This is a genomic window from Streptomyces sp. CG4 (assembly GCF_041080655.1).
Lineage (GTDB): Bacteria > Actinomycetota > Actinomycetes > Streptomycetales > Streptomycetaceae > Streptomyces.
In genome coordinates, this window is record NZ_CP163525.1 from 778713 (window position 1) to 799642 (window position 20930).

Below are 20930 nucleotides of genomic sequence, written 5' to 3' on the forward strand. Positions count from 1 at the left end.
CCAGGGCAGCGCCCCGCGCCCAACGGGGTGGGATGCCCGGTGGCCTGGATACGGGCGCGTGCGTGTGTTCCATGCCGTCATCTCACCCGCCGACCCCGCGACCCAGCCGGACGTGTCCCGCGACGTGCAACCCCGTCGGTGTTGCAGGTGACAGGACGCCATCGGACCAGCCTGACGGCTCCGCCCCAACCGTCGGTCACGACAGCAATGCGCAATGGGCCGCCGTGGTCGGGCTCTTGGTCGGGCCGACCATGGCGTGTCCCGCGGTGCTCCGGATGGATCCGCAATGGCCGCTGCGCAAGCGAAGGTGGCACTCGTTGCGCAGACGGCTGCGCAACGCATCCGGGGGTCCTGCGCAGTCGGCATGTGCAGGCCGCTGCGCACACCGGAGGTGAATTCCTTCTTGGGCCGCACGCCCGGCAGAGCGTGCGCAATCGGGCTGCGACGGCTGACTGCTGAGGACGGCGTCACGCACGACTCACCGGAGGACTGCCCCCAGAGCTGCGTCCCCCCGATGCCTCGGCCAGCTCCCTGTCTCGCCCTCTTCACGGCGGTTGTCGGCTCAGTCGCGCCCGACCGTGGTCCGGGCCCGTGGTCGGGCTCATGGTCGGCCCGACCACAGGCCCGACCACGGGCTTTGTGTCCTCATCGTGACCGTGGTCGGGGGTTCATGGTCGGTGGTCTGGTCGGGGCCCGCAGGTTTTCTCAAGGTCAGCAAGTACACGTTCTGACCTGGGAGTTTGACCATGTCTCCTGGCAAGCAGGCCTCAGAGAGTGAGGCTGGTGCTGCGATGGCCGCGGGCGCCCGGCTGGAGAGGATGCGGCGCCGCGTGCGCCTGTCGCGGCTGGCCTTGTTCACCGCGATCGCGGCCGGGCCCGTCGCCCTGGGCGTCACCGTGATGTCCGGCCCGACCACGGTTGCGGCCGCCCCCTCGGCCAAGCCGACCGCCGTACGCACGACGACGGCCGGCGCCGACCCGGCGGGCTATGCGCAGCTGTTCGCCGGCGCATGGCTGCGCAGTAGTACCAGTGACGAGAACGGTGCGCAGTCGCGGCTTGCGCAGTCGATGGCGCCGGACGTCGATCTGCCCGACCCGGCGGCCGATGCGCAGCAGAAGCCTCAGTCGGTGGCCGCGGTGCGCAGTTGGCAGCGCGGTACCGACGAGTGGGCGGTGACGGTGGCTGCGCAGTACGCCGACGGCCGGGTGCGCTACTTCGTCGTCCCCGTGGTGGCCGACACTGCGGGCGGCTCGTTCACGGTGACCGGCGCCCCCGGCGTGGTGGCCGGCCCGGCTCGTGCTGAGGTGCCGAAGTCGCCGTACACGGTGACCGTCCCATCCGGTAGCGATCTGGCGGTGGCGGTCGGGGAGTTCCTCAGCGCGTACCTGACCGGGGCCGGACAGGTCGACCGCTACCTCGGGCCCGGCGTGAAGCTGTCGGCTGTCTCCCCCGCGCCCTACGCCACGGCCACGGTGCAGCAGTTGCTCGCAATCAAGGAGGCCGGGGCCGCCGGGTCCGTCCCCGCTGACGGCACCACGGTGCGCGTCCAGGCGGCTGTCGAAGCCCGGGACAGCGGCGGGCTGTGGCCGCTGGCGTACGAGCTCACTCTCAGAGCCCGCTCGGGCCGGCGGGAGATCGCCGCGCTTGAGTCCGGGACCGCCCAGGGCGGAGGTGCCCGATGAACACGGTGCACAGCGTGATGCTCGCCGGGCAGCTGGACGACCTCGGCAACAGCTGGATCACCATGTTCAAGGACTGGGCGACCAAAGGCCTGCAGGCCGGTCTGGTCTGTCTCGTCGTCGTGATCATGATCCAAAAGTTCAGCTTGAAGGCCGGGATCGGCGCCCTGCTGCTGATGGTGATCGCGCTCGGTCTGTACAACAGCCGCAACGACCTGGCGAACATGTTCACCGACGAGGTGAAGAACCCGTCCAGGGGCGCAGCGGCCGTCCCCGGCACCGTGACGTCCGAACTCCCCGCCCACCGTGACCACTCAGCGGGCGTCGGAGGCTGGCTATGAGCGCGGCCGCCGGCCGGGTGGGCCGCTTCTACACCACCGCCCGCCGCCACCCCTGGGTGCTGGGCAAGGTCGCCGACTGGCGAATCCCCCTCGGCCCCTACACCCCCGCACAGATCACGGTCGCCGTCGGCGGCGGCTTCCTCCTGATCAAGACCATCAGCTGGTGGTCGTGGATGGGACCGGTCCCCCTCGTCGCGTGGATCCTGGCCATCTGGGCAGTGCGTCGGCCGAAGATCCGGGGTCGGGCCCCGCTGCAGGCCGCAGTGGACTGGGTACTGCTCGGCTGGCAGCCGCGGGGAGGGCGGATCGGCGGGCGGGCCGCCCGCGACCGCGGACCGAGGCCGCTGCTCGGCGGCTTCACGATCGAAGGCGCAATCGAAGACGCGCCCCCGACGGAGCCCGCACCGTCCCATGCCCTCCGGGCGCCGCGCCCGCACCCGGCCGCGGGCCGCAAGTCCGCGCGCCGCCGCATCGAACCGGCTGCTCCCGCACCGGGGACGCCGGTCTCGGGAGTGCAGCAGTTGCTCGCGCTCGCCGGAGAGGGGGGTGCGCGGTGAGGGTTCCTGTCCGTCACATCGCCGGGCACCTGGTGTGGTCGGTCCAGGGCGGCGTGTGGGCGATCTACCGCCTTCACCCGGGCCCGGATGCGCAGGGGCAGCGCGAGGAGACCGTCCAGGGAACCTACGTGCCCGCAGCGGTCCGCGACGAACAGCTCGCCAGGGTCACGCATTTGGTGCGGTCGCTGTCCGGGGCACCTCGGTTGTTCGGTCTGTGCGCGCAGGTCGACGCCGGTGAGGTCGCCCTGAGGATGATCGAGGGCATCGAGCCGGCCGAGCAGGCGCCGGGCGCGGGCCGGCATCCGTGGGTGGAGAACGTGGAGGCCACCCTGGATCTGCTGGACGACCAGGAGATGCACCGCCGCACCCTGTGGCTGGCCGTGCCCCTGAAGACCGAGACGGCCGGGCTTCAAATGTCGGCTTCCCTCGGCGCGGCGTGGGCCGAGCTGTCCCCGGCGCTGGGCTTGCGCCCGGCACCGGTGGCGCGGCGCGAGGTGACCGCTTACCGCGAGCAAGCCTCGCGGGTTGAGGCCGCACTCGCCGGTGGCGTCGCCTTCCGTCCGGCCCGCCCGGCGGAGATCGTGTGGATGATCCAGCACGCCCTCCACCGCGGCCTGGCGGAGCCGCTGCTCGCCGAGGCCGAGACCAGCGAGCTGTACGGCGGGCACGTCCGTGACGGCGTGCTGCGCTCCCCCAGCTACGCCGACCTCGGCCAGGTCCGCCTGCAGGAAGGCGGCATCGACCCCGAACTCGACGACGTCGACGAGCTCAAGAACGCGGGCCAGATCACGCGGTCGGGCCGCAAGGCCTGGTGGCGGCTGAACACCGGCTCGCCGCTCGGCCGGCGCTGGCTCCAGGTCGAAACGGACGCCGGCGTCGGCTACCAGGCCCAACTCGCCCTGGCCGAGTGCCCTCCCACGGTCAGCCAGGACGCCGCCGACCTGTTCGCCCAGCTGGAAACACTGGACTTCCCCGTCGACTACACCGTCGATCTCACCCTGGTCCCGGCGGAGCGGGCGCGCGACCAGGTGCGGCGCAAGAAGAACGAACTGATCGACCAGGCCGACCAGTACGACGCCCGCCCCACCGGCATGCCCGCCTCGCTGACCGACGCCGCCCGCGACCTGGGCGAGCTCGACGCCCGCCTGTCGCGGACGTCCGTCGAGGTCGAGGTCCAGTCCGTGACCGTGCTGACCGTGTGGGGGCCGACTGCCGCCGTCTGCGACGCCCGGGCCCGCGCCCTGGCCGCGCTGCTCGGCGGCGCCGACTACCGTGCGGTGCGCCCGGCCGGACTGCAGGAGCCACTGTTCACCCTGGGCCTGCCCGGCACGGTGCGGCCAGGGGTGGTGCGGGAGTTCACCCAGCACCAGATCAGCGAGGACTGGGCGCTGGGCGGCGCCTTCACCGTTTCCGAGGTCGGCGACCCGAACGGCATGTTCCTCGGGATCGACCTGGACTGCGGCACCACCCGCCCCGTGATGATCAACGTGGCGGATGCGCCCAAGGTGGACGCCTCGGCCTCGATGGGCATCGTCGGGGACCTGGGCGCGGGCAAGAGCGTCCTGCAGAAACTGGTGTCGGAGGCGGTGTGGGCGCGCGGAGGCTGCGCGATCTGCATCGACCGCACCCCGGTACGCGAGTGGGCCACCTTCGCCCGCACCGCAGCCAAAGGCCGCGTACAGATCATCGACGCCGCGCAGGCCGAGGTGTCCATCGACCCGTTGCGCATGTTCGACGGCCCCGAGGGCCGCCACTACGCCCTGTCCTACCTCACCCTGCAACTCGGCATCGGCCCGATGAGCACCAACGGCGAGGTTCTCCACCACGCCGTCGAGCAGGCCGCCGCCGATCCGCAGCCGTCCATGCACCGCGTCCTTGAAGTCCTCGAGCAGATGGCCACGAGCGAGGCGGGCAAGCGGCAGGACGCGGCTGCCACCCTCGCCGGCCTCATCCGCGTGGTCGCCGCCAACTCCCTGGCGGCGATGGTGTTCGACCCGGCATTGCCTCCGGTACGCCTGGACGCCTCCAGCGCCTCGGACATGATCGTGATCACGACCACCGGTCTGAAACTGCCGCCGAAGGCCGCGTTCACCAACCCCGAGATCCTGCATCAGCAGCCGCTGGAAGCGCTGATCGGGCGGGCCGTGCTCTACCTGATCGCCGCGATAGCCCGGCAGACCGCGTTCGAGGACCCCGAGCGTTTCACCGCAGTGGTCCTGGACGAGCTGTACTGGCTCACCAGCTCAGCCGAGGGCACCGCCCTGGTCCACGAGATCCTCCACGACGGCCGCAAGCACGGCGCCGGCCTCATCGCCGGCTCACAGGATGCCGAGGAACTCGGCCCGGACCGCGGGCTGATGGCCTACCGCGCACTGGCCCGAACCACCGACCGCGAACGCGCTGGCCGCGGCCTGGAGTTCGTCGGCCTCGACCCCCACAACCCGGAACTCGTACGACTCGTGACCACAGGCCTGTCCCCCGTCGGGCAGAAGGGCCGCGAGGGCGAGTTCCTGCTGGCCTGCCCCCGGCAGAACACCGGCCGCGTCAAGGCCGTCATCCCCCGCATCACACGCATCGCCTCCTCCATCACCACCACACCGGGACGACGCACGAGCGCCGGCTCACCGACCGCATCCGAGCCCAACGCCGCCGATGCCCGCCCGAAGGAATACCACCGATGATCTCCTCCTCCTGGGACCGTTCTCGGCGCATCGCCGCGGCGTGCAGCATCCTGACCGTGGCCGCCGTGGCCGCCGGCGTACTGGTGCTGGCCCTCTCGGTCGGCCTGCCGCAATCGTGGTGGCCGCACACCGGGCAGGCCTTCGCCGCCGACAGGCATCGCGGCCACCGCGACCGCTGCGCGCCCATCGTGGGCCCGGCCAAGGCGTACTGCGAACGCGGCACCGCCACCTCGGGACACCACCACGCGGGGGCGGCCTGGCGGCTGGTGCCGGCCGGAGCCGGGGTGGCCGCGCTCGTGCTGTGGCGCAGCCGCCGCTCGGCCGCGCAGAAGCGGGGCTGACACCATGTTCCGCCCAGACCGCGGCACCCTGCGCGCAGCCGGATTCGTAGTGCTGCTCACCGGGGTCTTCCTCATGGTCAACACCCAGGTCGTGTACGCGGCGAGCAGCAGTAGCGAGACCGGGGACCTGCTCTCCCCGCTGAACATCCCGTCCTCCGAGGGGGTGCCGATCGACGGCTACGACCTGAACGCTTCGGGTGGCTCCATCGTCAACTTCAGGGGACGGGCCCTGGCCTTCGCCCTGTCCGGGCTGTTCACGTTGATCCGGCTGCTGGTCGGGCTGGCGGGGTGGGCCATCGAGCTGGCCTTCCGGTTCCCACTCCTGAAGATCCTCATCCACCCGGCGCAGAAGGTCGCCGACACCTACGACCACATCGTCGTTGACACCCTCGGGCTGAAAGGTCTGCTGCTGGCCTGGGCGTTCGTGTTCGCCTGTTTCATGATCGTGCGGGGCCGGGTCGGCCGCGGTCTGGGCGAGATCTTCCTGACCCTGCTCATCGCGGCGTTCGCGGCTTCCGCGTTCGTCCGCCCCGACTACCTGCTCGCGAAGGACGGCCCGCTGGGCCAAGGCCAGCAAGTGGCCGCCAGCGTCGCCCAGCAGAGCGTCAACTACTACCACTGGGGCGGCAAGATCGCCAGCAAGGACCCCTGCGACGGAATGGCCGGCAGGGCCGAGCTGAAGTGCCTTCAACGAGAAGGCGAAGCTCCGGTCACCGCCGAGGACGTGGCCCGCCCGCTGCAGGACTCGATCACCAACGCACTGATCGTCAAGCCGTACATGCTGCTCGAGTATGGACGCACCCTCGACCCCTCCAAGGCGTCCGATGCCAAGGCCTACGCCGTCCATCTGAAATGGGTCAGCGGCTGGTACAACCCCGACGTCCAGATGGGTACGAACTGCGGCCAGTTCGCCCCGCCGATGCGGTCCACCTGCGAGGACTGGAAGGAGAAGAGGCAAAAGGCCAAGGACGCCTGCAGCATGATCAAAGGAGCGGCCAAGGAGTTCTGCGAAGAGGACAAGGGCGTACTCCGTAAGGAGACCCTGCCGCCCCTGACGTCGAGCGGGGATCTGCTGGACTCACCGAACGCGGTCGTCACCGACGAGGACCAGGCGTTCATGGCCTTTCTCTCCGACATGAAGAGAGCCGGCCCCGTCGGCAAATCCTGTGCCGAGTATGCGGAGAAGCCGACCTGGTGGCGAGTCGGAGGCGCCGCCCTGCTGCTCGTCGCAGCACTGTTCATCTGCGGCATGCTGCTCTCCAGCGCCATCGTGCTGCTCGGCACCCAGGGCATCTGCGTGGCGGCCGCAGCCGCGGGCGGCGTCACCTTCGTCGCCGGGATGCTGCCCGGCCCCGCACGCCAGTCCGTGTGGAAGTGGCTGTCCCTGTGGGGCATCGCGATTCTCGCGATGGTCGGCATCTGCGCCTTCGTGCCGTTCTTCGGCATCGCGGTGGACGCCACCATCACCAACGGACCCGACCTGATGGTCGAGCGGATCCTCCTGATCGACGTCCTCGCCATCGCCGGCGCCGCCGGGCACCGCCGCCTGCTGGCCGGCATCTCCTCCTTCGGCCAGCGCATGGCCATGCGGATGCGCTACGCCAAGGTCGGCGGTACCCACATGCCGGGCGACACGTCCGAACTCGGCGCCGCGCTCGCCATGAACTCCCCTGCTGCCATGGGCGGATACGGCGGCGGGCTGCGGGCCTTCACGGGCGGCGCAGGGGGCAGGTTCGGGATGCTCGGAACCCGGCAACGGCTGATGGGCGCGCTCACCTCCCTGTTCGACGGCGCGGGCATGCCGGTCGACACCGGCCGGATGTTCGCCGACGCCACGGCCGAGGCCGGGCGCGGGCTCGCACCGCTGACCGCGGCGGCCGCTGTGGGTGGGCTCGGGACACGACTCGGCCTGAGAGGTGCGCACTGGCTACTGATCGGCCGCCGCCCGGACCGGGACCAGCTGGCCAGGTGGCAAAGGCCCACCGCGGGCGGTGACCCGCAGCCAGGCACACCGCCCGGAGGAGGGCCGGGCGGACCAGGGGGCGCAGGGCCACGACGCCCCACTGGCCCAGGTGACCGGTACCGCGACGAGGAGGGGCACATCGTCGACCGCAACACCGGCCAGGTACTGCACGACCAAAACGGCGACCGCACGCTGCTGGCGACCCGGGCTCACAACCGGCTTGTCCGCTTCCGCGGCTACCGCATCCTTCACCGCGGCGGCCGCGCAGCTTACGGGGCGACGGTCGGTCTGCCGGCCAACGTCCTCCGGGCCCGGGCGGGCGCCTCACGCTACTCCCAGGACGCCCGGCAGCAGGTGCGCGTGTGGGGCAACACCGTCCGCGAGGACGGCCGGGCGTGGGGGGACACGGGGCGTCATGTGGCACGGGTGATGCGGGACCATACCGACGACCGCGGTGGGCCCGGACCGTTCGCCAGCTGCCGCATGCCGACCGCAGCCACTCCGGCCGCCGCCCCCCACGCGGCTGGCCCTTCAGGGCCTGCGCCCTCCGGTCGTCCTTCGGGTCGGCCAGCCCCTGCCACCGCACGGCCCACTCGGCCGGCGGGAGGTCCTGCGGCAACTCCGCCCCCGGCGCCTCTCGCACGCCGGGACGGCCCTGCGCCCCAGGCTCGGCTCGATCGCGGCGGGCCCGTTCTACCCGGAGGTGGGAGCGCGCGTAACCAGGCGCGCGAGGAGGCACGGCCCGGATGCAGGATCTGATGCGGCGGACCGAGCGCGACGCGGAACGCCGGCGTCAGGAGCGGGACCGGCGCCGGCGAGGCGGTGAGGACGAGTGAGGCCGCCTGGACGCCGCGTCCGGCGGTGGGGATGCATGGTGGCGCTGCTGCTGTTCGCCGCCGTGTGCTGTGCCGCGCCCGTGGGGAACGCGATCAGCGCGTACGTCGCGCTGAAGACGGGTGCACAGAACGACGGAGGCGGGATCGCCGAGGGCGGCAGCGCCGCGGACATCCCTCCCCGGATGCTGACCGCCTACAAGAAGGCGGTCCAGCAGGTCGGGAAGCATGTGCCGAAGTGCCAGGGCATGCGCTGGCCGATCCTGGCCGGGATCGCCAAGGTGGAGTCCAACCATGCCATCGGCCACAGCATCGCTGACAACGGTGACATCCGCCCGAAGATCTACGGGGTGCTCCTCAATGGCTCCGGTGTGGGTGGCAACACGACCGTGGTCCCCGACAGCGACGGGGGTAAGTGGGACGGCACCTCGCAGGGAGACCGGGCCGTGGGCCCGTTCCAGTTCCTGCCCTCGACCTGGGAGTCGATTGGCCAGGACGGCAACGGCGACCACATCGCTGATCCGCAGAACGCCGACGATGCCGCGCTCAGCGCCGCGGTCTACCTGTGCGGCAACGGCCGCGATCTGACCCAGCGTGCCCAGCTGGAGGCAGCGATCCTGGAGTACAACCACTCGCAGGAGTACCTCTCGAACGTGCTGGGCTGGATCGACCAGTACACGGCGGCCGCCAAAGACCCGGACCTGAAGAACCTCTCCGGCACGGTCCGCACCGTGATCGATGCGGCGCTCTCGCAGCGGGGCGTGCCCTATTCCTGGGGCGGCGGCGATGCCAGCGGCCCGTCCTACGGGTCGTGCTGCACCCCCAGCGGCAAAAGCGGTGCGGGTATCCGGGGCTTCGACTGCTCGGGCCTGACGACGTACGCCTATGCCAGGGTCGGCATCAGCCTGCCGCGTACCGCGGCCGAGCAGGCCGGTGTCGGCCGGCGGATCCCCGCCAGCCTCGGCACCCAAGCGTTGAAGACCGGTGACCTCGTCTTCTACGCCTACGCCCCCGGCCGGGACGCGACGATCTTTCACGTCGGCATTTACCTCACAGGCGGCCAGATGATCGACGCCGCCCGCCCGGGGACCGTGGTGAGGCTGGACGCGGTGGACGCGATGTCTGGCTTTGCGGGAGGTGCCCGGCTCCTATGACGACGTCCTTGTGCAGAGCCGCAGATGAAGTCGGCGGGCTGCTGATCGGGAAAGAGGTGAACGAGTGGACTCCGCGCACGTCCTGATGTGGACGCTCACGGTGCTCAGCATGGTCGGCGGCGGCGTCGCCATCGTCGGGCTGTATCTCTTCATCGGGTACCGCCGCACCAGCTGGAATCGAGGTCGCGTAGGGCAACGCCTCGCGCTCGGCTGTGGTGCAGTCGCCGGCGCGTCGGGCATTGCTCAGCTCTTCGTCGCCGGTTTCCCCAGAGGACCGTGGACACTCTGGATTCCCCTCGTCCTGTTCCTCGCCAGCGCCTCCACGTTGGTTTGGCTCACGGGACAGTTGCGCGCGGTGCGCGAAGGCCAGCGCCGGGCCCAGGGCTGGACACGCTGATGAGGACCGGTGCGGGCAGGCCAGTGGAAGACAGGCCGCGAACATCGAACTCCCAGCGAACCAACCGGCCAAGAAGGTTGAGAACTTGCACCTCGCCGCGCTCACCGCGCCTGCCGCTGATCGCCACCGTGATCCTGATCGTGACCGGGGTGGCTCTGCTCGCCATGCCGAACAGACCCGGCGGGTCCGCTCCCTGGGCGGCATCTGGACCACAAGCTGCCCCTGCCCGGCCCTCTTCGTCGCCTTACTCCAGCGAGCGCCCTTCGGCCGTCGGCGCGCCCGAGGAAGTCGCGACGGCGGTGAAGCCGCCTCAGCCGGCCTCCCAGTCGGCGCTGCCGCCGCACGGCGAGGGCGCGGCCGGCGACCGGGCCATCCAGCAGGCGCTGGAGGCCGCCTGGCCCGCGGATCTTGACGCACGGGACGAGCGGCAACTGCTTGCAGCGGGCCGTGAACTTCTGTGTGCGGACGCCACCGGGATCGGCCGGGCGAAGTGGCCCAGGGTCTTCCCCGACGCCGGCCAGCATCTGACCCCTGCGTTCGCGACGGCCCGGTTCCGGATCCAGGCGGCCATCGCCCGCCGCGACGGCGCCGTAGGCCAGGCGGTGGTGCACCTGGTGTAGGCCGGCGACGACCGCGGCGGCACCTTCACCGACGGCCGCATCACCGACTGGCACTTCACCCGCAGCACTTCGAAGAAAGAAGGAGCGTCCGCGTGGATTCCGCAGCCCCGTACCTGACCGGCCAGGCCACCGAGTCGGCGTCCGGCCCGGTACTCGGCCTGTTCACCGGCATCGTCCACACTGTCGGCTGGACGGTCACCTACTGGTATGTGCCCGCCGCGGCCGCCGTCATGGTGTGGGCCGTGAGCGAGATGGTGGTGCGCCGCCTGGCGCGGAAGGCCTCGGCCGAGCGGATGGCGCTGGAGCTTGTGCCCTCGCGCCACTTCGACCCCGGCTTGGAGGAGATCTTCCGCCGGGGGGTACAGCTGGCCCGGGCGTCGACGAGTATGCCGTGGTGGGCGCCGCGCCGTACGAAGGCGGTGCAGATCCGGTTGCGAGCCGACGGCTCCAGCCCGTTGCGCTATCGCATCGAAGGCCCCGCGGGCGGCGAACGTCTGCTGTCGATCACCCCGTTCGGCCCGCAGGTGACCGTGAACCGGGCCGGTCCCATTGTCGACAAGCCCCGTGAGCACGTGGTGCGGGCGGAGTTCATCCTGCGAGGCAAACCCACCGCTCCGCTGCGTGAGGTACCCCTGGCCCCCGACCCGCTGCAGCCGCTGATCGACGCCGTCTCCGACCTGCGTGCCCAGCTGGGCGACCTGGCCGAGATCCGCCTCGACATCCAGCGGGCACCCAAGTGGGTGCTGCGGGCGCGCCGCCTGCAGCTGATGACGGATGCGCGCCGCGCGGAGCGGCGCGAGGCCCAACGGGCCGCCCGCTGGGTGCGGCAGGACGCCACCGGCATCGAGGACTCGCTGACGTGGCAGCTGCAGCAGCTGGCCGCGGGCAAGCAAGGCGGCAGCGCGGGTGGGCGCCGTCTGGTCATGCCTCCCGTACCCCGCCGGGTCGACCCGGCCGACGCGCTGGGCAAGCTCGCCGAGGACGACCACCTGGTCCGCGTGCAGCTGCTCGTGATGTGCGCGTCGAACACCGAGGGCCGCGCCCAGGCCCGGCTCGCCCAGCTCCAGGCCGCCCTGGACGTGTTCGGCGGCGGCTCACGGTGGGCCATGCGCGGGTGGCGGGTGGGCCCGTGGCGGCTCGGGGCCGACCGCTGGCCCAGCCGCCGCGGCTTCGAACGCCGCTGGACGCTGGGGCACTGCCAGCCGCCCCGGCCGAACTGGGTACGCCTGGAGGAGCTGACGGGGCTGCTCAAGCCGCCCACCGCGCACTGCCGCCTGCCGCTGCTGGCGGGAGATCTGCCGACCTTCGAGTACGGGGATGCCGAGCTGCTGCTGCAGGGCATCTACCGAGGCCCGGACGGCCGCAGACGCCTGGTCGCCACCTACGCCAGGGAGACGCTGTTCGAAGTCGGGGTGGGCAAGGCCGGCGGCGGCAAGACCGAACGTGCCCTCGCCCAGGCGATCGGCTGGGCCCACGCCGGCGGCGGGCTGATGTTCGTCGACCCCCACCGCGACTCCTGGCCTCGCGCCCTGCCGTTCTTGGCCCACGACCACCTCATGCAGCGGATCGCGCTCATCGACCTCAACGCAAGCGGGTCCGCCCCGCAGGTGAGTTCGTGGAACCCGCTGGGCATGCACCAGGGCCAGGCGGCGCACGAGGTCGTCGAGGCAGTCACCGACGCCTACGCAGCCGCACTGGGCTGGGACGACGCCAGCGCACCCCGCGCGCTCACCATCCTCACCGCCGCCCTGGCCGTGCTGGTGGCCGTCAACCAGGCGGCCTGCGCCGCGGGGCGGCCGCAGGACCAGGCCACCGTCTTCCACGTGCGGGCGCTGCTCACCGACCCCGCCTTCCGCACCGCGGCACTGACCACGGCGGCCGGGCACCTCGATGAGGAGACCCGCTCCTGGTGGCACACCATCTTCCCCACCCTGCCCCCCGACGCGTTCGGCGTCGTCCTCAACCCCATCGCCCGCCTCGCCGCCAACCCCGTCACCCGTGCCTTCCTCGGCCAGCCGGCCGGCGTCTACAACATCCGCACCGCGATGGACTCACGGATGATCGTGTGGGTGTGCCCGGGCGGGAACGGGCCCACCGACCGGCTGATCACCGCTCTGCTCGCCCGGGATCTGCTGCGTGCCGTGCGCTCCCGCCGCGACACCCCGGAAGACCAGCGGGTGCCCTTCCGCCCGTACTTCGACGAGCTGATCACCCTGACCGGTGCGGCCCCGGAGACGATCGCCTCTATGTTCGAGGACTTCCGCAAGTACAAGGTCCACGTCCACGGCATGACACAGCTGCTGGGACGCCTGCCCCAGGCGGTGCGGCTGTCCCTGGTCCAGAACGCCTCCACTCTGGCGTCCACAGCCGGCTCGCAGTCTGCCGTCGCTGCGATCACCTCGGAGTGGGGCGACAAACCCAGCCCGGACGTCGTCGCCACCCTGGACCGGTTCGAGCACTACATGTCGCTGACCGTCGAAGGCCGGCGCATCGGCCCCGTCCGGATCACCGGCCCGCACCTGGACGAGGTGTTCGCCGACTACGCCCGCCCCCGCCAGGCGGCGGCACTGGAGCGCTCAGCCCAGGCGATGGCCGGCGCGGCACCTCTTGCCACGCTCACGGCCCGGGCCACCGACCAGCTGCACCGCGTGAGCGACTTCCTCACCCAGCACGCCCCCACCACCGCACCGGCCGTACGGCTGCAGAAGAAGGGATATCAGTGACCACCGCCATCGAAACCGTCACGTCCGGGCGCACTCCAAGCCCCGTCGAGCCGCTGCCGTATCAGCTCCTGGCCGCACTCGGCCAGCACCGCATGGCGACCACACAGCAGCTCCACGACCTGCTGCGCCCCGGCACGGCACGCCAGACCGTCTCCGCGCCGCTGAACAGACTGCGCCGCGAGGGCCTGGTGGACTACACGGTGCTGCCGCAGTCCAACCGCTCCCGGGCCTGGTACCTGACGAGCGAGGGCGCACGGCTGACCCGGGACTTCCCCGCGCTGCGCGGCCGACCCCCCTATCCGATCACCTCGGCCACGGCTGCCTCGTTGAAGACGCCGCACACCCTGACCGTGGTCCGCACCCACCTGGCGTTCGTCGCCGACGCCCGCCGGCGCGGCGACGAACACGGTCACCTGGACTGGACACCCGAGGTCTCCCACCCGCTCAGCGACGGCGAAAAGATCATTACGGACGCGGTGATGCACTACACCCTCATCGGTGACGACCAGCGGACAAAACTGCGGGCGTTCGTCGAGGTCGACCGGGCGACCATGGGCAGCGAACGACTGGCGGCGAAGCTGATCGAGTACGCGCGGCTGTGGGCGTACGAGCCACAGCCCGTCGGCCGGCCACGCTCCCGGCAGACGGTAGCCCAGGGAGCCGTCTGGCTGCGCTGGTATCCCGTGTTCCCCCGGGTGCTGTTCGTGCTGACCGGTGCCTCCCGGTACGTCCTGGACAACCGGATCAGCGACTTGCAGGCCATGGTCGCGCAGCACCCGCTCGTAGCCACACTGGCCAGACAGGTGCCGCTGGGCGCGGCAGTCCTGGAGGACCTCGAACTTCAGGGGCCTTCCGGCGATGTGTGGGCGCCCCTTGCAGGTGGCAAGCCACGCCCATGGACCGACCTGTGAGAACTCATCTTTGAAGCTCTGATGATCTCGTTTTCGCGCCTCGTTGGACGGCCTGGTGCGCATCGGGCCCTCCAGGCAGTGGGGTCTGGAAGTGTCTGACTTGTTGAATCGACCGCAGGCGCTAATCAACGGCGGATCCGATGATCAAGGAGACGCCTGATGAGCGAGGCCATCACCGAGCACGGGGCCGTGGAAGAGCCGGTCGTCGAGTCGGCCGCGGAGGCGGTGTCGGACGAGCAGTTGATCGCGATGCTGGTCGACCGCGCCCGCAATGACGGGCTGCAGCTGACCGGGGAGGGCGGGCTGCTGCAGCAGCTGACGAAGCGGGTGCTGGAGTCCGCCCCGGAGGGCGAGATCACCGACCATGTCGGCTATGGCAAGCACGACGCGGCGGGCCGGAACAGCGGCAACAGCCGCAACGGCACCCGCACCAAGACAGTGCTGACCGACGTCGGCCCGGTCGAGGTGAAGGTGCCGAGGGATGTGGCCGGCACCTTCGAGCCGCAGATCGTCAAAAAGCGGCAGCGCCGCCTGACCGGAGTCGACGAGATGGTGCTGTCGCTGTCCGCGAAGGGTCTGACCCATGGGGAGATATCGGCTCATCTGGCCGAGGTGTACGGGGCAGAGGTGTCGAAGCAGACCATCACCACCATCACGGACAAGGTGATGGAAGGCATGGCCGAATGGCAGTCACGTCCGCTGGATCGCGTCTACCCGGTCGTCTTCGTGGACGCCATCAACGTGAAGATCCGCGACGGCCATGTCGCCAACCGGCCGATATACATCGCCATGGCTGTGACCGTCGAGGGCACCCGGGACATCCTGGGGATCTGGGCAGGTGATGGCGGCGAGGGTGCCAAGCACTGGCTCAGTGTGTTCACCGAGCTCCGCAACCGTGGCGTCGAGGACGTGCTCATGCTCGTCTGTGACGGATTGAAGGGCCTGCCGGACGCGGTCGAGACCGTCTGGCCGCGAACTGTGGTGCAAACGTGCATAGTTCATCTGATTCGGAACAGCATCCGCTACGTGGCCCGGCAGGACTGGGACAAGGTCGCGAAGGATCTCAAGCCCGTCTACACCGCCCCGGGCGAGGCCACCGCGACCGAACGGTTCCTGGAGTTCTCCGAGAAGTGGGGCACCAAGTATCCGGCCGTGATCAAGTTGTGGTCCGACGCCTGGGCCGAGATGGTGCCCTTCCTCTCCTTCGACGTCGAGATCCGCAAGGTGATCTGTTCAACGAACGCGATTGAGAGCGTGAACGCCCGCATCCGCAAGGCCGTGAGGGCTCGCGGCCACTTCCCGTCGGAGAACGCCGCGTTGAAGTGCGTCTACATGGCGCTCATGTCGCTGGATCCGACGGGCAAGGGTCGCCGTCGCTGGACAATGCGCTGGAAGGCCCCCCTGAACGCCTTCCAGATCGCCTTCGAAGGACGCCTCACCCCCACCACCAGCAACTGACTCAACAACCAAGATCAGCCGTTGATTGGACAGACCCCCGGCAGGCTTGCTCGAAGGATCAGGGATGGGTGAGGCTCAGGACCGCGGGGCCCGGGCCCAGGGCGGTGACCCCGGGGGGAGCCGCGCACTGCAGGGCGGTCGGCGTCACGAATACCACCTGTTCGATGGCGGTGTCACCTGCGAACTCGCCGCTGGTGATCTCGCCTGTGAAGGTGACCGTGGTTTGGCCGGCGGCGTTGTTGAGCGCACGGTTGAAGCTGAAGGTGCTGGTCTGTCCGTTGCTCCAGTGGAAGACCCTGGTTCCAGCCCTCGGCGACAGCAGGGTGGCGCAGGAGAGGGTTGTGTCGAAGCTCTCCTGGTAGTTGCCGGCGGTGAGGCCCCTGTCGGAGGAGCTGCATGGTGCCAGGATGCCGGTGACATTGACGTGGACGGTCTGCGGGGTCACGAGCAGTCCGGGATTGTATTGGACGGTCTCGGTACCGGAACAGGTCACGTCCACCGTCGAGGCGTGGGCGGCCGGTGCGATCACCGCGGCACTCGCAAGGCCGACAACCACGGCGGTGACGAGGGGGAGCTTGCACATAAGCCATCCCTTTCGGTGAAGAGATGATGACACTGGGTTACTCTCCCCCGCTCTGGGCGTGGTCAATCCACGGTGGGACGCCAGCGCACTGTCTTGGGGGTCGTAGACCGCGATCGGCACGTTCACCGACCGGACCGGCACTCATCATGGCCGCCCACCAAGCCCGTCGCCAACTCCGTCAGCACTGTGGGCCTCACCGCACGCAACGACCCGGCCCGGGACGCCCAGCGGGGTCTTTCACGCACCGACAAACCCCTCCACCCCCTCAGAATCGACAGCCGCGGATCACCTAACGTGACTGAACGAGCCCCAAGCCGCTGACCAGTCAGTTCGCTCAACTACCCCAGATAGCCACGACTGTTGCCGCCGAGGAGCAGTGCCGTGGGGCAGGCTCACCCCGCCACAGTGCCCAACGTCCTGACGGGCTCCGGCCGACACGAGGTGGAACCGGGGCGTTCGATTGCCCCGTCATTCCTAGGAGAGCCTTTGACCAGCGGTTTCAGAAGCGGTGAAGACACAGTTGTTGGACGAAGTGGTGTTCCGGAGCGAGGACGTGTCCGCGGCGGACCGGTTCGACTATTGGACCGAGCTCTTGGGCCGTACCCATGCGCCCATGGAGCTGCGCAGCGATCACGCCGACGACTTCCGCGCCTCCCAGCGCGTGCTGGACCTCGGTGCCGTCACCGTGTGGTCTCACACGTTCCAACCGCTAGTGTTCCGGCGCACGCCCAAGCTGATCCGGCAGTCCGACCCTGAGACCTATCACCTGTCACTCGTCGTTCGCGGGAGCGGGACGAGCGTGTGGCGGCACCGGGAGACCGACTACAAGCCGCACGACCTGTTCATCAACTCGTCCTCGCTGCTCAACGACCTCTACAGCACGGGGGACCCGGTCCAGTCGGTGGCGCTGGAGGTTCCCAAAGCCCTGCTGCCCCTGCCGCGCGACGTGGCCGGCCGGATCGTCGGGGCGCCGGTGTCAGCCCGGCAAGGCATCGGGGCCCTGCTGGCTCAGTTCCTCACCCGGTTGACAGCGGACCCGGCGGCGTACCAGCCCTGCGACCGGCCACGTCTGGCCGCCGTCGTAATCTCTCTGGTCGCCGCGCTCTTCGCCCATCTACTCGAAGCCGACCACTGCCTGCCCCTGGAGACCCGCCAGCAGGCCCTCACCTTCCGTATCCAGGCGTTCATCCGGGAGCACCTGCACGACCCGCACCTCACCCCGAGCACGATCGCCGCCGCACATCACATCTCCACCAGCTACCTGCACCGCCTCTTCCAGGACGAAGACGCCACAGTCGCCGCATGGATACGCCACCTGCGCATGGAGGCAGCCCGCCGCGACCTCGCCGACCCAGCCCTGCGCACCACCCCCATCCACACCATTGCTGCCCGCTGGGGATTTCCTCGCGCATCCGACTTCAGCCGCGCCCACCGCGCGGCCTACGGCACCACCCCCAAGGACCACCGGCACCAAGCTCTCCTCCACTGTGAGTGAGAAGGCAGCTGTGTCCTCGGTGTTCACAACTCAACGCCCGCGTTGCGACCGTCTGGAAGGCAGCCGCCCGACGGCCGCGCGCCAGGCGGCTCCAACGAGGGCATCCGCACTGGTCAGAGGCCTCTCTTGGGCCGCTCCGCCGCTACTCGTCCCCCCCGTAGTACTCGGCCCAGACCCAGCCCGTCTCACCGTCCATCGTAGAGCCGTAGAACCAGTGGTGGCCGGCGGAGTTGACGACGCAGGAGTCCACCTTGAAGTCCCAGGTGGACGTCCCCGTCACGCCGAAGTCAGCGCCGGGCCCGCTGTGCAGGGGGATGTCATCCAGGGTGGTGGCGCTGACCCAGTTACCTTCCGCCTGGCTGCAGATCTCGTCAGCCGGAGCGGCCGAGGCGGTGGACGACGTCGCGACGACCCCGCCGAACGCCACAGTGGCCATAACGGCGCCGACGGCAGCCTTACGGATAGCTGCGATAGCCATGGGAATCCCCGTTCCTTGTTCTCTGATCAGAAGCGGTCATCGTGCAAGCGCCACAGGCACGCCCACAAAAACGCCGAAGACGGACGTCATCGGGCGTCAACGTCATCCGTTTCGCCGGCTGCCCTCTGTGGCGCTTCTCCGCCTTGTCGACGGACGTTCTTCCATGATGCTGATATGCGCTGGAGAAGTCGTGAGCACAGAGTCCACAGCTCTGTTAGCAATGAGTCCACTACAGACGGGCCGAGCCTGGAGCCAGCGCCGATACAGTGACCACGAGCTCCTCGCGGCGATCATCTTCATGACTGGCCCGCTCTCCGAGTCCTCCACCACTCGCTGGCTCGACACCGCCGACGCCGTCCAAATTCGTTGACGCAGTCTCGTCCTCGTCACTGAGCGCCAGCACCACCTGACCAACGGCCCGTCGTAATCCGGTCCACCAGCAGGCACCGCACAGTCGCCGCTGCCGTGAGTCCCCGTCCCGGGGCTGCACTCACATGAGCGGCGCCGTCTCCGTGCTCACCCCGTCGGCGCCGACGTCTCCTACCCCGGAGAAGGACTGCACGCTCTGCCCTCTCAGCCGTTCCGGCGCTTCGTAGGCGGCTGTCGAGCAACGTTGTGGGCCTTCATCTGCGCCACCACCTTGTTGTGCAGCTCGCGCAGCGGCTCCAGCTCGGTCGGCAGCGCCAACGTCACCACGGTGCAGCCCTTGCGGCGGGTGAGAGCGGCGGCCAGTTCACCGCTGTGCTTCTCCCATATCCGCACGCTCAGCGAGGCCCGGCCGGTGTGCACGGGGCCGCCAGCGGCCTCCCGTTCGGCAATCATGCGGGTGAGGTTGCCGTAGAGTCGCTGCAGCGGGCCGGCCTCGGTGGGCAGCGGCACATGCCGCACGGATGCTTCGGGGCGGGTTTGTGTGTCGGCGGCGTGTAGGCCGCCGTAGTGGTCCTTCCACACCCACACCGTGATCGTGTTGGACTGAGTCGCGGGCGAGGCGCCGGTGCATCATGATCCACCCGATACTCCGCTCCACCACCCAGCGCCTTTTCACGACGTGAAATCCGCGAACTCCGGGGTTCCTGTTGACGACTTCGACGTCGGTTCCGAGCTTCGCTCCGTGCTCGACAACGGCGTTCTTGAATCCGGTGTTGACCCAGCTCTTGGAGATGGTCGGATACGTTTCCTTCGCCTGGTCGAGGAGGCGTATTCCCAGGGCGTTCTCGTGGAGGCCGGCGGCGGTGACGGTCACGGCGAGGATGAGGCCGAGCGTGTCGGTCAGGATGCCGCGCTTGCGGCCTACGATCTTCTTGGCGGCATCGGGGGTCTTCAAAGTTGAGCGGTGCGGAGGTGTCCGCGGGCTCGGCGTGCGGTGACGCAGTGTGTCCGTAGTCGTTGGTTGTCGGCGTTGCGGAAGCCGAACGCCTTGCGGGCGACGAGCTTGATCACGCGGTCGATGCCTTCGCTCTTGGCGTTTCCGTGCCCGGTGTCGATGAAACGCTTCGATCTCCGGACACCAGCGGTCGACGGTGTCGGCGAGCTGCCTCACTTCGGGGATGTCGGAGTCCGCGCACCAGGTGAGGAACTTCCAGCGGGTGTGGCCGACTTGGTGGCGGTCGGCGCCGGTGCGGGCGCATGCGAGGAGGGTGCGCACGTTCTCCTTGGCGATCCATGCCGTCAGGAGGGTCTGGCCGATCCTTCCCTCGCCCAGCAGCGCGTTCCACATCGTGGCGAACTGCTCGTCGGTGAGGTCCTCGCGGTTGCGCAGCAGGCGCCACCTGGCTTTCCATTCCGGGTCACTGGCACGTCCGCGCCGGCCGCGGACCTCAGCAGTGGTGCGGCGCCGGACGGTGGACAGCATCTTGTTGGCGAGCCGGACGACGTGGAAGTGGTCGACCACGACGCCGGCGTGCGACAGCCGGTGCGGACGGCGGCGCGGTAGGTGGTCGACATGTCGATGGCCACGTACTCGATGCCCTTTCTCCAGGTCAGCGGGGTGGTGGCGAGCCAGGCGAGCACATCGGCGACGGTGCGGCCCTCGCCCTGGCCGAGCAGGCCGCCGGTGCCGAGTGCGTCGGCGCGTACCGGGAAGGCGCCGCGGTCAAGGCCCTGGCACGGCGCTATGGCGTCACGCCCAAGACGATCCGCCGTGTCCTGGACGCCGCCGGCGCGCCCGAGACCTGCCCGCCGCCCCCGAGTCGCCGGACGGCACCGCCGCCAAGCAACGGCCCGAGCCCGAAGCAGCCGTGATCCTCTACCTGCCTGGCCTGCTCGCCGGCCACCTGCACCACACCGGAGATGCCGCCGTCCGCAAAGCACTGCAGGGCGGCCAGACCATCCGCCGGGGGCATGGCCACTCGGTGCGCGTCACCGCCCCGCTCGCCCTCCACCAGGCCGCGCTCAAGCAGTGCGCCGCCCTCGCTGGCGACGGCTCTACCCCGGCCGGGCGCAAGGCGTACCGCGCCTACGCCGACCGGATCGCCGCAGTCATGCCGACAACGTGAGGTGAGACGGGATACCGGCCCTCCCGTCGCACAAGCGCCCGATCGCGTCACCGGAAGGTGTGACGCGGTGACGTCTGTTGAACGTGTGACGCCTTCTGAGCGCGACCTGCCGGAGGACCCGGCGGCAGACCTGTGGCACACAGCGGAACTCATTGAGCATCACAGGTTCGTGAGTCTCTTCGTTCGGCGCATCACCCCGCGTAAGGCCGCTGCCAGTTGGG

18 protein-coding genes and 2 pseudogenes are annotated in these 20930 nt (G+C 69.9%); 14 read left to right on the forward strand and 6 right to left on the reverse strand.

The window, feature by feature from the left end:
- Positions 1–791: 791 nt before the first annotated feature.
- From AB5L52_RS03535 to AB5L52_RS03590, 12 genes are all read left to right on the forward strand, one after another.
- Entirely contained in the window at positions 792–1682 is an 891-nt protein-coding gene (locus AB5L52_RS03535; protein WP_369362600.1) for a conjugal transfer protein, read from the forward strand.
- Positions 1679–2020, forward strand: coding sequence for a hypothetical protein (locus AB5L52_RS03540; protein ID WP_351577916.1), 342 nt, complete (start codon positions 1679–1681; stop codon positions 2018–2020). Before AB5L52_RS03535 ends, AB5L52_RS03540 begins: the two co-directional genes overlap by 4 nt.
- On the forward strand, positions 2017–2577 hold the full coding sequence (locus tag AB5L52_RS03545) for a hypothetical protein (protein ID WP_351577913.1): 561 nt from the start codon (positions 2017–2019) through the stop codon (positions 2575–2577). The genes AB5L52_RS03540 and AB5L52_RS03545 overlap by 4 nt, the downstream gene beginning before the upstream one ends.
- On the forward strand, positions 2574–5258 hold the full coding sequence (locus AB5L52_RS03550) for an ATP-binding protein (RefSeq protein WP_369362601.1): 2685 nt from the start codon (positions 2574–2576) through the stop codon (positions 5256–5258). The genes AB5L52_RS03545 and AB5L52_RS03550 overlap by 4 nt, the downstream gene beginning before the upstream one ends.
- The gene (locus tag AB5L52_RS03555) at positions 5255–5599 is read left to right on the forward strand and encodes a hypothetical protein (protein WP_351577907.1); all 345 of its coding nucleotides are present in this window, start codon (positions 5255–5257) and stop codon (positions 5597–5599) included. Before AB5L52_RS03550 ends, AB5L52_RS03555 begins: the two co-directional genes overlap by 4 nt.
- Positions 5600–5603: 4 nt before the next feature.
- Entirely contained in the window at positions 5604–8321 is a 2718-nt protein-coding gene (locus AB5L52_RS03560) for a hypothetical protein (RefSeq protein WP_369362602.1), read from the forward strand.
- 112 nt (positions 8322–8433) lie between these two features.
- A complete protein-coding gene (locus tag AB5L52_RS03565; protein ID WP_369362603.1) occupies positions 8434–9549 on the forward strand; it encodes an NlpC/P60 family protein in 1116 nt (371 codons plus the stop codon).
- Positions 9550–9613: 64 nt separating this feature from the next.
- Positions 9614–9946 carry a hypothetical protein gene (locus tag AB5L52_RS03570; RefSeq protein WP_351577898.1) on the forward strand — a complete coding sequence of 111 codons (333 nt, stop codon included), beginning with the start codon at positions 9614–9616 and terminating at the stop codon, positions 9944–9946.
- 299 nt (positions 9947–10245) lie between these two features.
- A complete protein-coding gene (locus AB5L52_RS03575) occupies positions 10246–10566 on the forward strand; it encodes a hypothetical protein (protein ID WP_369362604.1) in 321 nt (106 codons plus the stop codon).
- A 92-nt stretch (positions 10567–10658) separates the two neighbouring features.
- On the forward strand, positions 10659–13289 hold the full coding sequence (locus AB5L52_RS03580; protein ID WP_369362605.1) for an ATP/GTP-binding protein: 2631 nt from the start codon (positions 10659–10661) through the stop codon (positions 13287–13289).
- On the forward strand, positions 13286–14200 hold the full coding sequence (locus tag AB5L52_RS03585; protein ID WP_351577890.1) for a replication-relaxation family protein: 915 nt from the start codon (positions 13286–13288) through the stop codon (positions 14198–14200). Before AB5L52_RS03580 ends, AB5L52_RS03585 begins: the two co-directional genes overlap by 4 nt.
- Positions 14201–14449: 249 nt before the next feature.
- Positions 14450–15658 carry an IS256 family transposase gene (locus tag AB5L52_RS03590; RefSeq protein ID WP_369368802.1) on the forward strand — a complete coding sequence of 403 codons (1209 nt, stop codon included), beginning with the start codon at positions 14450–14452 and terminating at the stop codon, positions 15656–15658.
- A 58-nt stretch (positions 15659–15716) separates the two neighbouring features.
- Here AB5L52_RS03590 and AB5L52_RS03595 read toward each other — a convergent pair whose 3' ends face one another.
- Positions 15717–16241, reverse strand: coding sequence for a hypothetical protein (locus tag AB5L52_RS03595; RefSeq protein ID WP_351034153.1), 525 nt, complete (start codon positions 16239–16241; stop codon positions 15717–15719).
- A gap of 508 nt (positions 16242–16749) precedes the next feature.
- Here AB5L52_RS03595 and AB5L52_RS03600 point away from each other — a divergent pair.
- The gene (locus AB5L52_RS03600; RefSeq protein WP_351034151.1) at positions 16750–17736 is read left to right on the forward strand and encodes a helix-turn-helix domain-containing protein; all 987 of its coding nucleotides are present in this window, start codon (positions 16750–16752) and stop codon (positions 17734–17736) included.
- Positions 17737–17878: 142 nt separating this feature from the next.
- On the opposite strand, the gene AB5L52_RS03605 is transcribed toward AB5L52_RS03600, so the two are convergent.
- The 5 genes and pseudogenes from AB5L52_RS03605 to AB5L52_RS03625 all read right to left on the reverse strand — a co-directional run.
- The gene (locus AB5L52_RS03605; RefSeq protein WP_351034149.1) at positions 17879–18214 is read right to left on the reverse strand and encodes a hypothetical protein; all 336 of its coding nucleotides are present in this window, start codon (positions 18212–18214) and stop codon (positions 17879–17881) included.
- A 573-nt stretch (positions 18215–18787) separates the two neighbouring features.
- The gene (locus tag AB5L52_RS03610) at positions 18788–19165 is read right to left on the reverse strand and encodes a hypothetical protein (protein ID WP_369369084.1); all 378 of its coding nucleotides are present in this window, start codon (positions 19163–19165) and stop codon (positions 18788–18790) included.
- A 25-nt stretch (positions 19166–19190) separates the two neighbouring features.
- Positions 19191–19526, reverse strand: a pseudogene (locus AB5L52_RS03615) (transposase); the annotation flags it as partial.
- Between the two features lie 8 nt (positions 19527–19534).
- The gene (locus AB5L52_RS03620) at positions 19535–19699 is read right to left on the reverse strand and encodes a transposase (protein WP_351034166.1); all 165 of its coding nucleotides are present in this window, start codon (positions 19697–19699) and stop codon (positions 19535–19537) included.
- A gap of 49 nt (positions 19700–19748) precedes the next feature.
- Positions 19749–20524, reverse strand: a pseudogene (locus AB5L52_RS03625) (transposase); the annotation flags it as partial.
- On the opposite strand from AB5L52_RS03625, the gene AB5L52_RS03630 reads away from it, so the two are divergent.
- A complete protein-coding gene (locus tag AB5L52_RS03630; protein WP_351034146.1) occupies positions 20452–20709 on the forward strand; it encodes a hypothetical protein in 258 nt (85 codons plus the stop codon). The pseudogene AB5L52_RS03625 and the gene AB5L52_RS03630 sit on opposite strands and share 73 nt — an antisense overlap.
- Positions 20710–20930: the final 221 nt, after the last annotated feature.

Excerpts from the sequence above, each read along its gene's own strand:
- AB5L52_RS03555 (WP_351577907.1), top strand. The coding sequence starts at position 5,255 with ATGATCTCCTCCTCCTGGGACCGTTCTCGGCGCATCGCCGCGGCGTGC.
- AB5L52_RS03565 (WP_369362603.1), top strand. The coding sequence starts at position 8,434 with ATGGTGGCGCTGCTGCTGTTCGCCGCCGTGTGCTGTGCCGCGCCCGTG.
- AB5L52_RS03540 (WP_351577916.1), top strand. The coding sequence starts at position 1,679 with ATGAACACGGTGCACAGCGTGATGCTCGCCGGGCAGCTGGACGACCTC.
- AB5L52_RS03605 (WP_351034149.1), bottom strand. The coding sequence starts at position 18,214 with ATGGCTATCGCAGCTATCCGTAAGGCTGCCGTCGGCGCCGTTATGGCC.
- AB5L52_RS03590 (WP_369368802.1), top strand. The coding sequence starts at position 14,450 with ATGCTGGTCGACCGCGCCCGCAATGACGGGCTGCAGCTGACCGGGGAG.
- AB5L52_RS03560 (WP_369362602.1), top strand. The coding sequence starts at position 5,604 with ATGTTCCGCCCAGACCGCGGCACCCTGCGCGCAGCCGGATTCGTAGTG.
- AB5L52_RS03595 (WP_351034153.1), bottom strand. The coding sequence starts at position 16,241 with ATGTGCAAGCTCCCCCTCGTCACCGCCGTGGTTGTCGGCCTTGCGAGT.
- AB5L52_RS03535 (WP_369362600.1), top strand. The coding sequence starts at position 792 with ATGGCCGCGGGCGCCCGGCTGGAGAGGATGCGGCGCCGCGTGCGCCTG.
- AB5L52_RS03545 (WP_351577913.1), top strand. The coding sequence starts at position 2,017 with ATGAGCGCGGCCGCCGGCCGGGTGGGCCGCTTCTACACCACCGCCCGC.